Origin of the sequence: Bacillus sp. FMQ74, from assembly GCF_001875785.1 — a bacterium.
GTDB lineage: Bacteria > Bacillota > Bacilli > Bacillales > Bacillaceae > Bacillus > Bacillus stercoris.
The window spans coordinates 208,332-222,016 of record NZ_MOEO01000002.1; the positions used below are offsets into that span (position 1 = coordinate 208,332).

Annotated in this window: 15 protein-coding genes and 1 other annotated feature (1 of these 16 only partly in view); of the genes, 14 read left to right on the plus strand and 1 reads right to left on the minus strand. The window is 45.5% G+C overall.

The window, feature by feature from the left end:
* Nucleotides 1-120, plus strand: a sequence feature (ribosomal protein L20 leader region) (it extends 11 nt beyond the left edge of the window).
* Nucleotides 121-178: 58 nt separating this feature from the next.
* From infC to BLL41_RS05535, 4 genes are read left to right on the plus strand one after another with little or no spacing between them, the layout of a single operon-like run.
* Nucleotides 179-700, plus strand: coding sequence for a translation initiation factor IF-3 (gene infC / locus BLL41_RS05520; RefSeq protein ID WP_010886591.1), 522 nt, complete (start codon nucleotides 179-181; stop codon nucleotides 698-700).
* A gap of 12 nt (nucleotides 701-712) precedes the next feature.
* Nucleotides 713-913: a 50S ribosomal protein L35 gene (gene rpmI, locus BLL41_RS05525; RefSeq protein ID WP_003222418.1), complete on the plus strand. Its 201-nt coding sequence runs from the start codon at nucleotides 713-715 to the stop codon at nucleotides 911-913.
* Nucleotides 914-944: 31 nt separating this feature from the next.
* Nucleotides 945-1,304, plus strand: a complete 360-nt coding sequence (gene rplT, locus BLL41_RS05530; protein ID WP_003222420.1) for a 50S ribosomal protein L20 — start codon at nucleotides 945-947, stop codon at nucleotides 1,302-1,304.
* Nucleotides 1,305-1,360: 56 nt separating this feature from the next.
* Complete coding sequence (locus BLL41_RS05535) at nucleotides 1,361-1,630, plus strand: DUF1294 domain-containing protein (RefSeq protein ID WP_071577070.1); 270 nt, start codon at nucleotides 1,361-1,363, stop codon at nucleotides 1,628-1,630.
* A gap of 16 nt (nucleotides 1,631-1,646) precedes the next feature.
* On the opposite strand, the gene ysdB is transcribed toward BLL41_RS05535, so the two are convergent.
* Nucleotides 1,647-2,039 carry a sigma W pathway protein YsdB gene (gene ysdB, locus BLL41_RS05540; protein ID WP_003229493.1) on the minus strand — a complete coding sequence of 131 codons (393 nt, stop codon included), beginning with the start codon at nucleotides 2,037-2,039 and terminating at the stop codon, nucleotides 1,647-1,649.
* Nucleotides 2,040-2,222: 183 nt separating this feature from the next.
* Here ysdB and BLL41_RS05545 point away from each other — a divergent pair, with 183 nt between their 5' ends.
* The 10 genes from BLL41_RS05545 (at nucleotide 2,223) to araQ (ending at nucleotide 13,684) form a co-directional block, all read left to right on the plus strand.
* Entirely contained in the window at nucleotides 2,223-3,308 is a 1,086-nt protein-coding gene (locus tag BLL41_RS05545) for a M42 family metallopeptidase (protein WP_071577071.1), read from the plus strand.
* Nucleotides 3,309-3,507: 199 nt separating this feature from the next.
* Nucleotides 3,508-4,479 carry an arabinan endo-1,5-alpha-L-arabinosidase AbnA gene (abnA, locus tag BLL41_RS05550; protein ID WP_071577072.1) on the plus strand — a complete coding sequence of 324 codons (972 nt, stop codon included), beginning with the start codon at nucleotides 3,508-3,510 and terminating at the stop codon, nucleotides 4,477-4,479.
* A gap of 181 nt (nucleotides 4,480-4,660) precedes the next feature.
* Nucleotides 4,661-6,151: an L-arabinose isomerase gene (araA, locus tag BLL41_RS05555; RefSeq protein ID WP_071577073.1), complete on the plus strand. Its 1,491-nt coding sequence runs from the start codon at nucleotides 4,661-4,663 to the stop codon at nucleotides 6,149-6,151.
* 13 nt (nucleotides 6,152-6,164) lie between these two features.
* Nucleotides 6,165-7,847, plus strand: a complete 1,683-nt coding sequence (gene araB, locus BLL41_RS05560; RefSeq protein ID WP_071577074.1) for a ribulokinase — start codon at nucleotides 6,165-6,167, stop codon at nucleotides 7,845-7,847.
* A gap of 16 nt (nucleotides 7,848-7,863) precedes the next feature.
* Nucleotides 7,864-8,553, plus strand: a complete 690-nt coding sequence (gene araD / locus BLL41_RS05565; RefSeq protein ID WP_071577075.1) for an L-ribulose-5-phosphate 4-epimerase — start codon at nucleotides 7,864-7,866, stop codon at nucleotides 8,551-8,553.
* Nucleotides 8,531-9,349 (plus strand): sugar-phosphatase AraL, encoded by an 819-nt coding sequence (gene araL / locus BLL41_RS05570; protein ID WP_083427950.1) that lies wholly within the window; start codon nucleotides 8,531-8,533, stop codon nucleotides 9,347-9,349. The genes araD and araL overlap by 23 nt, the downstream gene beginning before the upstream one ends.
* Nucleotides 9,346-10,530, plus strand: a complete 1,185-nt coding sequence (gene egsA, locus BLL41_RS05575) for a sn-glycerol-1-phosphate dehydrogenase (RefSeq protein WP_071577077.1) — start codon at nucleotides 9,346-9,348, stop codon at nucleotides 10,528-10,530. Before araL ends, egsA begins: the two co-directional genes overlap by 4 nt.
* A gap of 29 nt (nucleotides 10,531-10,559) precedes the next feature.
* Nucleotides 10,560-11,861, plus strand: coding sequence for an arabinooligosaccharides ABC transporter substrate-binding protein AraN (gene araN / locus BLL41_RS05580; RefSeq protein ID WP_071577078.1), 1,302 nt, complete (start codon nucleotides 10,560-10,562; stop codon nucleotides 11,859-11,861).
* A gap of 35 nt (nucleotides 11,862-11,896) precedes the next feature.
* Nucleotides 11,897-12,838 carry an arabinooligosaccharides ABC transporter permease AraP gene (gene araP, locus BLL41_RS05585; RefSeq protein ID WP_071577079.1) on the plus strand — a complete coding sequence of 314 codons (942 nt, stop codon included), beginning with the start codon at nucleotides 11,897-11,899 and terminating at the stop codon, nucleotides 12,836-12,838.
* Nucleotides 12,839-13,684: an arabinooligosaccharides ABC transporter permease AraQ gene (gene araQ / locus BLL41_RS05590; protein ID WP_071577080.1), complete on the plus strand. Its 846-nt coding sequence runs from the start codon at nucleotides 12,839-12,841 to the stop codon at nucleotides 13,682-13,684. It begins immediately after the preceding gene.
* Nucleotide 13,685: the final 1 nt, after the last annotated feature.

The window sequence follows — 13,685 nt, forward strand, 5'->3', positions numbered from 1 at the left end:
GAAGCACCCGCTTCTCACCTGATTGACACATGCATGTAGTTGGCAGGTTGACCGTACATTTTTATTGATACAGATGTTCGTAGTGTGGGTGTTTTATAATGCCCACACTTTTTGTTTGCCTGCAAAATGCAGTCAAAATGAGTTGTGAATCAATTCGAAGAAACTATGGAGGTGGCTCATTATTAGCAAAGATCAATTGGTTAATGAGGGTATCCGTGCACGTGAGGTCCGTTTAATCGGACAAAATGGCGACCAGCTTGGAATCAAGTCCCGTCAGGAAGCACTTGAAATCGCCGGCCGCGCAAATCTTGACCTTGTGTTAGTTGCAGCGAATGCAAAACCGCCTGTCTGCCGAATCATGGACTACGGTAAGTTCCGATTTGAGCAGCAGAAAAAGGAAAAAGAGGCACGCAAGAATCAAAAAATCATTAACTTAAAAGAAGTTCGGTTAAGTCCGACAATCGATGAGCATGACTTTAACACGAAATTGCGCAATGCGATTAAATTCCTTGAAAAAGGCGATAAAGTGAAAGCTTCTATCCGCTTTAAAGGACGCGCAATCACTCATAAAGAAATCGGTCAGCGTGTATTAGACCGTTTCTCCGAAGCATGTGCTGAGGTTGCGACAGTCGAAACAAAACCAAAAATGGACGGCCGCAGCATGTTCTTAATGCTCGCACCGAAAAATGAAAAGCAATAAGGAGGAAATCCCATGCCAAAAATGAAAACTCACCGCGGATCTGCTAAACGTTTTAAAAAGACAGGTTCTGGGAAGTTAAAACGTTCTCACGCGTACACAAGTCACTTATTCGCCAACAAATCTCAAAAGCAAAAGCGTAAGCTTCGCAAGAGTGCTGTTGTAAGCGCAGGAGACTTCAAACGTATCAAACAAATGCTTGCTAACATCAAGTAATCGGATAAGGAACAATTAGGAGGGAAATTCAATGCCAAGAGTAAAAGGCGGAACTGTTACACGTAAGCGTCGTAAAAAGGTTCTTAAATTAGCAAAAGGTTATTTCGGTTCAAAACATACATTATACAAAGTAGCTAACCAGCAAGTCATGAAATCTGGAAACTATGCTTTCCGTGACCGTCGTCAGAAAAAACGTGATTTCCGTAAACTTTGGATCACTCGTATCAACGCAGCTGCTCGCATGAACGGCCTTTCTTACAGCCGTTTAATGCACGGTCTTAAGCTTTCTGGTATCGAAGTAAACCGTAAAATGCTTGCTGATCTTGCTGTAAACGACCTTACTGCATTCAATCAGCTTGCTGATGCTGCTAAAGCTCAATTAAACAAGTAATCATATAGAGCCGCTCTCCAGCAGAGCGGCTTTTTCTATATAAAGGATGAGGCAACATGATGATTGCAGCTTATTTGGTGTTGATGAATCTGTGCGGTTTTTGGGTGATGGGCATTGACAAACGCAAAGCGCAGCAGCACAAATGGAGAATTTCTGAAGACCGGCTGTGGCTGATAGCCATCGTGTTTGGAGCGCTCGGTATCTGGCTTGGTATGCAAACCTTCAGACATAAAACGAAACACGCTTCTTTTAAGTACGGAGTACCGTTTCTTCTGGTAATAGAAGCGATTCTCATTGGTATTTACTACAGTCCGTTTGATTTATAAAAAGCAGAAAAGCGTTTTAACGCTCTTCTGCTTTTTTTGCAAGTTTAATGGGCTGGTCCCAGTCAATTTTACAATTTGGATATCGTTCCAGCACTTTTTCTTCAATGTTCTCAAAATCTTTTGCAGAGAAATGCTTCAGCTTCTCAGGAGATTCTGTCCAGACAAAGATGGTATGAATAAACAGCGGATGATCCTTGGAAGGAATATGCTTTTCCCCTTCAAAAAGCACGCCTTTATACGTCAGCTGAAAGTTCTTTCGGGTATTGTTCTGTTCATCGATAATATAAAAATGTTCTTTTGATTGGGCCAGCTTAAGCCTTCTCTTTGGATTCGCGACATATTTGACCACAGCATAAATACAATAAGCAAAAAGTGCAAGCAAAATAATCCTTAGAACCATAACAAACATTGTGTGAAGGCACCTCCCTTATTGTGATGATCTGATGTAATACGAAGAGCATAGAAAAAAGTTTCACTTTTTCTAAAAGAAAGTTCTAAAAACATATACCCGATTTTCAAGTGAAATAGTCGTATGGTTAGCGCCATGTTTTGTATAATAAGAATGCAGGACTGATGAAGGAGGGTTTGGAACATGGAAAAATTAGATAAAACATTGACCATGCTGAAAGATTTAACAGATGCAAAAGGTATACCGGGCAATGAAAGAGAAGTAAGGCAAGTGATGAAATCATACATAGAACCATTTGCTGATGAGGTGACAACAGATCGCCTGGGCAGTTTAATTGCTAAAAAAACTGGTGCAGAAAACGGCCCGAAAATTATGATCGCCGGACATTTGGATGAAGTCGGCTTTATGGTGACACAAATCACAGATAAAGGCTTTATCCGTTTTCAAACCGTTGGCGGCTGGTGGGCTCAGGTTATGCTTGCCCAGCGCGTCACCATCGTCACAAAAAAAGGAGAAATCACAGGGGTTATCGGATCTAAGCCGCCTCATATTTTGTCTCCTGAAGCAAGAAAAAAATCAGTGGAAATAAAAGACATGTTTATTGATATTGGAGCTTCAAGCCGGGAAGAAGCCTTGGAGTGGGGTGTGCTCCCGGGAGATATGATCGTTCCGCATTTTGAATTTACGGTCATGAACAATGAAAAATTCCTGCTCGCAAAGGCCTGGGACAACCGCATAGGCTGTGCGATTGCAATTGATGTGTTAAAAAACTTACAAAACACAGATCATCCAAATATAGTGTATGGCGTCGGAACTGTGCAGGAGGAAGTCGGCCTGAGGGGAGCGAAAACGGCTGCACACACCATTCAGCCTGATATTGCGTTTGGTGTCGATGTAGGAATAGCAGGAGACACGCCTGGCATTTCCGAGAAGGAAGCGCAAAGCAAAATGGGCAAAGGCCCGCAGATTATCGTTTACGATGCATCCATGGTCTCTCACAAAGGTTTGCGCGATGCAGTTGTAGCCACTGCGGAGGAAGCCGGCATTCCGTACCAATTTGATGCCATTGCCGGCGGCGGAACTGATTCTGGTGCCATCCATTTGACGGCAAATGGCGTTCCTGCGCTGTCCATTACCATTGCAACCCGCTACATTCATACGCACGCGGCCATGCTGCATCGTGATGATTATGAAAACGCGGTAAAGTTAATTACAGAAGTCATTAAGAAGTTAGACCGTAAAACGGTTGATGAGATTACGTACCAATAAAGATACGGAGGAATCCGCCCATTGAGGCGGATTCTATTTTTTTGTCTGTACAAATTACAGCATAGTGACTACAATAAAGGGGATACCGAAAATTTCCTGAATATGACGACATACGATACGCAGCTCATTTGAAAGGAAGGGAGGATAAACAATCTATTTCTTTGTAAGCGCTTTCTAATATAAAGGAGGTTGAACAAAATTGAAAAAGAAAAAAACATGGAAACGCTTCTTACACTTTTCGAGTGCCGCTCTGGCTGCAGGTTTGATATTCACTTCTGCTGCTCCCGCAAATGCCGCATTTTGGGGTGCATCCAACGAGCTGCTTCACGACCCGACTATGATCAAAGAGGGGAGCTCATGGTATGCGTTAGGAACAGGGCTTAATGAAGAACGGGGACTGCGGGTGTTAAAGTCTTCGGATGCTAAAAACTGGACCGTCCAAAAATCTATTTTCAGCACACCGCTATCGTGGTGGTCCAATTATGTGCCGAATTACGAGAAAAACCAGTGGGCGCCGGATATCCAATACTATAACGGAAAGTACTGGCTGTATTATTCAGTCTCCTCTTTTGGAAACAATACATCTGCCATCGGACTGGCATCCTCAACGAGCATCAGTTCGGGGAGCTGGAAAGACGAAGGCTTGGTCATCCGTTCGACAAGCTCCAATAATTATAACGCGATTGATCCGGAGTTGACATTTGACAAGGATGGCAACCCGTGGCTTGCATTCGGCTCGTTTTGGAGCGGAATTAAGCTGACCAAGCTTGATAAGAGTACGATGAAGCCTACAGGCTCGCTGTATTCGATTGCAGCCAGGCCGAATAATAACGGGGCGCTGGAAGCTCCTACTCTTACGTATCAAAATGGCTATTACTATTTAATGGTTTCATTTGATAAATGTTGTAACGGGGTAAACAGTACGTACAAAATTGCTTACGGAAGATCTAAAAACATTACAGGCCCTTATCTTGATAAAAGCGGAAAAAGCATGCTCGAAGGCGGAGGCACCATTTTGGATTCGGGCAATGACCAATGGAAAGGACCTGGAGGCCAGGATATTGTAAATGGAAACATTCTTGTTCGCCATGCCTATGATGCCAGTGACAACGGCATTCCTAAGCTTCTCATCAATGATTTGAATTGGAGCTCGGGCTGGCCGTCCTATTGAATCAAAAAGCCGGGGGCAGAGCCCGGCTTTTTTTAAAAGAAAAGATTGACAGTGTAATAGTCAATTACTATAATAAAGTTGTTCGTACAAATTATTATTTATAGGTTTGTTTTCTATCATTAGTACGTATCTTTTTCATGTGTTTGAAAGCGTTTTATTTTATGGGAAAGGGGCAGTTTACATGCTTCAGACAAAGGATTATGAATTCTGGTTTGTGACAGGAAGCCAGCACCTATACGGGGAAGAGACGCTGGAACTGGTGGATCAGCATGCGAAAAGCATTTGTAAGGGGCTCAGCGGGGTTTCTTCCAGATATAAAATGGTTCATAAGCCCGTCGTCACTTCACCGGAAACGATTAGAGACCTGTTAAGAGAAGCGGAGTACAGTGAGACGTGCGCTGGCATTATTACATGGATGCACACATTTTCCCCTGCAAAAATGTGGATAGAAGGCCTTTCCTCTTATCAAAAACCGCTTTTGCATTTGCATACCCAATATAATCGCGATATTCCGTGGGGTACGATTGACATGGATTTTATGAACAGCAACCAATCCGCGCATGGCGATCGAGAGTACGGTTACATTAACTCGCGAATGGGGCTTAGCCGAAAGGTCATTGCCGGCTATTGGGATGATGAAGAAGTGAAAAAAGAAATGTCCCAGTGGATGGATACGGCGGCTGCATTAAATGAAAGCAGACATATTAAGGTTGCCAGATTTGGAGATAACATGCGTCATGTCGCGGTAACGGACGGAGACAAGGTCGGAGCGCATATTCAATTTGGCTGGCAGGTTGACGGATATGGCATCGGAGATCTTGTTGAAGTGATGGATCGCATTACGGACGACGAGGTTGACACGCTTTATGCGGAATATGACAGACGATATGTGATCAGCGAGGAAACAAAACGTGACGAAGCAAAGGTAGCGTCCATTAAAGAGCAGGCGAAAATTGAACTTGGCTTAACCGCTTTTCTTGAACAAGGCGGATACACAGCGTTTACGACATCGTTTGAAGTGCTGCACGGAATGAAACAGCTGCCGGGACTTGCCGTTCAGCGCCTGATGGAGAAAGGCTACGGTTTCGCCGGTGAAGGGGATTGGAAGACAGCGGCCCTTGTACGGATGATGAAAATCATGGCTAAAGGAAAAAGAACTTCCTTCATGGAAGATTACACGTACCATTTTGAACCGGGAAATGAAATGATTCTTGGCTCTCACATGCTTGAAGTGTGTCCGACTGTCGCTTTGGATCAGCCAAAAATCGAAGTTCACCCGCTTTCGATCGGCGGCAAGGAGGACCCTGCGCGTTTTGTATTTAACGGCATTAGCGGTTCGGCCATTCAAGCCAGCATTGTTGATATTGGCGGGCGTTTCCGCCTTGTGCTGAATGAAGTCAACGGCCAGGAAATTGAAAAAGACATGCCGAATTTACCGGTGGCCCGAGTTCTCTGGAAGCCGGAGCCGTCATTGAAAACAGCGGCAGAGGCATGGATTTTAGCCGGCGGCGCGCACCATACCTGTCTGTCTTATGAACTGACAGCGGAGCAAATGCTTGATTGGGCGGAAATGGCGGGGATCGAAAGTGTTCTCATTTCCCGTGATACGACAATTCATAAACTAAAACACGAGTTAAAATGGAACGAGGCGCTTTACCGGCTTCAAAAGTAGAGGGGGATGTCACATGGCTTACACTATAGGGGTTGATTTTGGAACTTTATCTGGAAGAGCGGTGCTGGTTCATGTCCAAACAGGGGAGGAACTTGCGTCTGCTGTAAAAGAATACAGGCATGCTGTCATTGATACCGTCCTGCCCAAAACGGGCCAAAAGCTGCCGCGCGACTGGGCGCTGCAGCACCCTGCTGATTACCTCGAAGTCTTGGAAACAACCATTCCGTCTTTACTCGAACAGACGGACGTTGAACCAAAAGACATTATCGGGATTGGAATTGATTTCACGGCATGTACAATCCTTCCTATTGACAGCAGCGGACAGCCGTTGTGTATGCTGCCTGAATATGAAGAGGAGCCGCACAGCTATGTGAAGCTCTGGAAGCATCATGCGGCCCAAAAACATGCTGATCGGCTCAATCAAATCGCCGAAGAAGAAGGAGAGGCTTTTTTACAGCGATACGGAGGAAAAATTTCATCAGAATGGATGATTCCAAAGGTCATGCAAATAGCTGAGGAAGCGCCTCACATTTATGAAGCGGCTGACCGGATCATCGAGGCTGCGGACTGGATCGTGTACCAGCTGTGCGGCTCACTCAAGCGAAGCAACTGTACTGCAGGGTATAAAGCGATTTGGAGTGAAAAAGCGGGGTATCCATCAGATGGTTTCTTTGAGAAATTAAACCCTTCAATGAAAACGATTACAAAGGATAAATTGGCAGGGGCTATTCATTCAGTAGGGGAAAAAGCCGGCGGCCTGACTGAAAAAATGGCAAAGCTGACGGGGCTTCTTCCGGGAACCGCTGTTGCGGTTGCCAATGTGGACGCTCATGTTTCCGTGCCGGCGGTCGGCATCACAGAGCCAGGGAAAATGCTGATGATTATGGGAACCTCAACGTGCCATGTTCTTCTTGGTGAAGAGGTGCATATCGTTCCAGGTATGTGCGGCGTTGTGGACAACGGAATTCTCCCGGGCTATGCGGGATATGAAGCCGGGCAGTCCTGTGTCGGCGATCATTTTGACTGGTTTGTGAAAACGTGTGTTCCGCAAGCGTATCAAAAGGAAGCAAAGGAGAAAAACATTGGCATTCATGAGCTGCTGAGTGAGAAAGCAAACCATCAAGCGCCGGGTGAAAGCGGCCTGCTTGCTTTAGATTGGTGGAATGGAAACCGTTCAACTCTTGTTGATGCAGATTTAACAGGGATGCTGCTTGGCATGACACTGCTGACGAAGCCTGAAGAGATTTATAGAGCGTTAGTTGAAGCGACGGCCTACGGAACACGGATGATTATCGAAACGTTTAAAGAAAGCGGGGTTCCGATTGAGGAGCTGTACGCAGCCGGCGGAATTGCTGAGAAAAACCCATTTGTCATGCAGATTTATGCGGATGTGACAAATATGGACATTAAAATCTCTGGGTCACCGCAAGCGCCAGCTTTAGGATCTGCCATTTTCGGCGCGCTTGCCGCAGGCAAAGAAAAAGGCGGATACGACGACATCAAAGACGCAGCGGCGAACATGGGAAAACTGAAAGATATATCTTATACGCCAAATGCCGAAAATGCCGCGGTCTATGAAAAATTGTACGCTGAATATAAAGAGCTGGTTCATTATTTCGGAAAAGAAAACCATGTCATGAAGCGACTGAAAACCATCAAAAATCTTCAATTTTCATCTGCCGCCAAAAAGAATTGATAAAGGGTGATGGAGCATGCTTGAAACATTAAAAAAAGAAGTGCTGGCTGCCAACCTGAAGCTTCAAGAGCATCAGCTGGTAACCTTTACGTGGGGAAATGTCAGCGGCATTGACCGTGAAAAAGAAAGAATTGTCATCAAACCTAGCGGAGTCGAATACAGCGACCTGACAGCAGATGACTTGGTTGTTTTGAACCTTGAAGGAGAAGTCGTCGAAGGCTCGCTTAAGCCTTCTTCAGATACACCTACCCATGTTTATTTATATAAAGCCTTTCCGAATATCGGGGGAATAGTCCATACCCATTCTCAATGGGCGACAAGCTGGGCGCAATCGGGCAGAGACATCCCTCCGTTAGGCACGACCCATGCTGATTATTTTGACAGTGCGATTCCGTGTACTAGAGAAATGTACGATGAAGAAATCATTCATGACTACGAGCTGAATACAGGAAAAGTCATAGCGGAAACCTTTCAGCATCATAACTACGAACAGGTGCCGGGTGTGCTCGTGAACAATCACGGACCGTTCTGCTGGGGCACTGACGCCTTAAATGCCATTCATAACGCAGTTGTATTAGAAACGGTTGCCGAAATGGCCTACCACTCCATTATGCTGAACAAGGATGTAACCCCAATCAATACAGTCCTGCATGAAAAGCATTTTTATCGAAAACACGGAGCAAGTGCGTATTATGGCCAGTCATGATTTCGCTGTGTCACCGGCCGGCATTCTGATTGACTTGGACGGTACTATATTCAGAGGAAAAGAATTGATTGAAGGGGCAAGAGAAGCGATCCATACACTTCGGGGAATGGGGAAGAAAATTGTCTTTTTAAGCAATCGGGGGAATATCTCCCGTGCCATGTGCAGAAAAAAACTTCTTGGAGCGGGGATTGAAGCGGATGTAAACGACATTGTTCTGTCGTCTAGTGTAACGGCAGCCTTTCTGAAAAAACATTATCGTTTTTCAAAGGTATGGATGCTTGGAGAACAGGGTTTGGTTGACGAGCTGAGACTGGCCGGTGTGCAGCGTGCGAACGAACCGAAGGAAGCGGATTGGCTCGTGATCTCCCTTCATGAAACGCTCACGTACGACGATTTAAATCAAGCCTTTCAAGCGGCTGCCGGCGGCGCTCGTATCATTGCTACAAACAAAGACCGCTCTTTTCCGAACGAAGACGGAAATGCCATTGATGTTGCCGGAATGATTGGGGCGATAGAGGCTTCAGCTCAAGCGAAGACTGAACTTGTTGTCGGAAAGCCGTCATGGCTGATGGCGGAGGCTGCCTGTACAGCAATGGGGCTGTCCGCACATGAATGCATGATTATAGGAGACAGCATTGAATCTGATATTGCAATGGGAAAGCTTTATGGCATGAAAAGCGCCTTAGTGCTTACTGGTTCTGCGAAACCGGGAGAACAGCGTTTGTATAAGCCGGATTATGTGCTGGAGTCCATAGAGGATGTAACCAAATTGGCTGAGGAGGGGATTCTGATATGAATCGTATCGCAGCTGACGTTCAGCGTGCTTTTGAACACGCCGGAGAAGAGACGTCTCCTATAGAAGTTGAAGAAATTGTTCTCGGTAAACAAGCAGCTGATTCGCTTTTGGATTATGTAAAACGAAAAAACAACAAACATATTGTCCTTGTTTGCGACGCGAATACACACCGCATTGCAGGAATGGATTTGGAAAACCGACTGAATCAAGAAGGATTTCAGGCCGAGTGCCTGATCATTCCAGAAAATGAAGCCGGAGATGTGACAGCTGATGAACGATCACTCATTCATGCGCTGATCCATACGAAACAAACAACGGATGTCATGATTGCAGTCGGTTCGGGCACGATTCATGATATCGTCCGCTTTGCGGCGTTTCAGAGAGATTTGCCGTTTATTTCTTATCCGACTGCTCCATCTGTAGACGGTTTTACATCAGCCGGGGCGCCGATTATTTTATACGGCACGAAAACAACCATTCAAACGAAGGCCCCATCTGCGCTGTTCGCTGATCTGGATCTATTAAAAGCGGCACCGCAATCAATGGTGGCGGCTGGATTTGGTGACATGCTCGGTAAAATAACATCTTTAGCAGATTGGGAAATATCCCGGCATCTTGCCGGCGAGCCTTATTCGCCAGCAGGAGCTAAGATCGTTCAGGAGGCGCTTGACGCCTGTATCGCACACACAGAAGACATCGCGATGAAAACGGAAACTGGCATACGGGTTTTGATGGAGTCTTTAATCGTATCGGGGCTTGTCATGCTGGCCTTAGATCATTCCCGTCCGGCATCAGGCGGCGAGCATCATATTTCACATTGGATTGAGATGGAGTTAATGGAGAAAAAACGGCCTCAGATTCTTCATGGGGCAAAGGTGGGCTGTGCCGCTGTTTTATTAACTGACACATACAGAAAGCTCGCTAAGGATGAGGGATTGAACGAATTTTCACCAAGCCGGCGGCAAGCCATCCAATCGGCTTATCAAACACTCCCGAAAGGGGAAGTGCTCGCTGATTGGCTGAGATCAGCCGGAGGCCCTGCGTATTTTGACGAAATCGGTGTCGGGCAGGATTCCGTCAAAAATGCCTTCAGACACGCGCACACCTTAAGAGACCGCTGCACCGGATTAAGAATCATCAATGAAAACAAAACGCTGATCAATCATGGTCTATATGAATAGCCCGCACCTCGAATGGAAGGGGTAACGAGATGAAAAAAATGACTGTCTGTTTTCTTGTGCTCATGATGCTGCTGACATTACTCGTTGGCGGGTGTTCAGTAGAAAAGTCATCCGGCAAATCGGATGAAACTGAGCTGACCTTTTGGACATTTAACGGGCTTCATGAGCAGTTTTATGTGGAAATGGTGAAGGAATGGAACAAAAAATATCCTGACCGCAAAATTAAGCTGAATACGGTCGTTTATCCGTATGGACAAATGCACGATAACTTATCTATCTCCTTAATAGCGGGAGAAGGCGTCCCTGATATTGCCGATGTCGAATTGGCCCGTTTTTCAAACTTTTTGAAGGGCTCTGACATACCGCTTGCCGACTTGACTCCGCTGATTAAAAAGGACCGCGATAAATTCGTTGAGGCGCGGCTGACCCTGTACAGCAAAAACGGAAAGCTTTACGGACTCGATACGCATGTAGGGACAACGGTCATGTTTTATAACATGGATGTGATGAAAAAAGCCGGCGTCAATCCTGACGATATTAAAACATGGGATGATTACCATAAAGCCGGACAGAAAGTGCGCAAAGTGACCGGGAAGCCGATGGGAACGGTGGAAACAAATGATTCCGGAACGTTCTTATCTATGATTTCACAGCAAAACTCAGGTTATTTTGATAAAAAAGGCAAGCTGATCCTCAATAATGACACCAACGTAAAAACACTTCAGTATTTAAAGGACATGATCAATGATAAAACGATGATTCCTGCTCCAGGCGGCGGGCATCACAGTGAAGAATACTACGGCTTTATGAACCAAGGAGGAGCTGCTTCAGTCCTCATGCCGATTTGGTATATGGGAAGATTTATCGATTATATGCCTGATCTGAAAGGGAAGATTGCCATCAGGCCGCTCCCGGCATGGAAAGAGGGAGGCGACCGCTCGGCAGGCTTGGGCGGTACGGCAACCGTTGTGCCGAAGCAAGCCAAGCATGTTGAGTTAGCAAAAGAGTTTTTAGCCTTTGCGAAGGGCTCTAAAGAAGGAAACAAAAAGCTCTGGAGCGTACTAGGGTTTGACCCGCTTCGCTGGGATGTTTGGAGCTCCAAGGAATTGAAAGAGAAAAACAAATACACGGATTACTTCCAAAACGGAACAGGCATTTTTTCCGTGCTGCTCGATATCAAGGATGAAATCAATCCAATTTATTTACATGAGGATTTTGCCAAGGCTTCAGACCTTGTCAACAGAAGCGTATTGTTCGACGCGCTTAAATCTCAGCAAAAAACGCCTAAACAAGCCTTGGACAGAGCGGCAGGTGAACTGAAACAGAAATAGAATCCCATTCAAAAAGTGAAAGCGGGGAGGTTCTCATGAAACCTGTGAAAACGGGAACGGTTCATCCCGTTCCTTCAGCTGCGAAACAATCAGGCTGGCGAGATCTATTTTATTCGAAAAAAGCGGCGCCCTATCTGTTTACAGCGCCATTCGTTTTATCCTTTCTCGTATTTTTTCTATACCCCATCATTAGTGTCTTCATCATGAGCTTTCAAAGAATTTTGCCGGGAGAGGTGTCGTTTGTCGGATTGTCTAATTATACAGCGCTAAACAACCCGACGTTCTATACCGCCCTTTGGAATACGCTGGAATACACCTTTTGGACGCTGATCGTGCTGATTCCTGTCCCATTGCTTCTGGCCATATTCCTGAATTCAAAGCTGGTCAAATTTAGAAATATATTTAAATCGGCGCTATTCATACCGGCATTGACCTCCACCATTGTCGCGGGGATCATTTTTCGGCTGATCTTCGGAGAAATGGAAACGTCTCTGGCCAATTCCATCCTACTCAAACTAGGTCTATCACCTCAGAACTGGATGAACAATGAACATACCGGCATGTTTTTGATGGTGCTGCTTGCTTCGTGGAGATGGATGGGAATCAACATCCTTTACTTTTTAGCAGGCCTGCAAAATGTGCCGAAAGAGCTGTACGAAGCCGCTGATATAGACGGCGCGAATACGATGAAAAAATTTCTGCACATCACGCTGCCGTTTCTCAAGCCTGTTACCGTATATGTGCTGACCATCAGCATTATCGGCGGCTTCAGAATGTTTGAGGAAAGCTACGTGCTTTGGCAGAATAATTCCCCGGGTAATATTGGTCTGACTCTTGTCGGATATTTGTATCAGCAGGGGCTTGCCTACAACGAAATGGGGTACGGAGCGGCCATCGGCATTGTGCTTTTGATTGTGATACTTGTTGTCAGCCTGATTTCATTAAAGCTGTCAGGCTCGTTTAAGGGGGAGGGATAAATGTTGCGGCACAGTCCTCAGTTTAGCGTTTACAGAATTGCGCTGACTCTGTTTTTTATGATGCTGAGCCTATTGTATATTTTTCCGATTTTCTGTTTGCTTTTAGGATCCTTAAAGCCGTCATCTGAGCTTTTGCGTGTGGGGCTGAATCTTGACATTGATCCTAAAGTAATGAGTCTTGATAATTATACATTTCTGTTTAACGGCGGCAGCATTTATTTCAAATGGTTTTTTAACAGTCTTGTACTTGGGCTTTTCACAACGGTGCTCACCCTGTTTTTTTCTTCGATGATCGGTTATGGGCTTGCAGTTTATAATTTTAAAGGCAGAAGTATCATCTTTGTTCTTGTGCTGATTATCATGATGGTTCCGCTGGAGGTCATGATGCTTCCTCTGTTTAAGCTTACCGTCGGGCTGCACTTGATCGATTCATATACGGGTGTCATATTGCCGTTCATCGTTTCACCTGTTGCCGTATTCTTTTTTAGGCAATATGCGCTCGGTCTTCCAAGAGATCTGTTGGATTCTGCAAGGATGGACGGCTGTACGGAATTTGGCATCTTTTTCAGGATTATGGCACCGCTGATGAAACCGGCTTTCGGCGCGATGATCATCCTTCAGTCCTTAAACAGCTGGAACAATTTCTTGTGGCCGCTGATTGTGCTTCGGTCGAAAGAAATGTTTACGCTTCCAATTGGGCTGTCCAGCTTGCTGAGCCCTTATGGCAACAACTATGACATGCTTATCTCCGGCTCGGTATTTGCGATTTTGCCGGTCATTATCATTTTCTTGTTTTTCCAAAAATACTTTATCTCCGGCCTGACGGTAGGGGGAGTCAAAGGTTAAT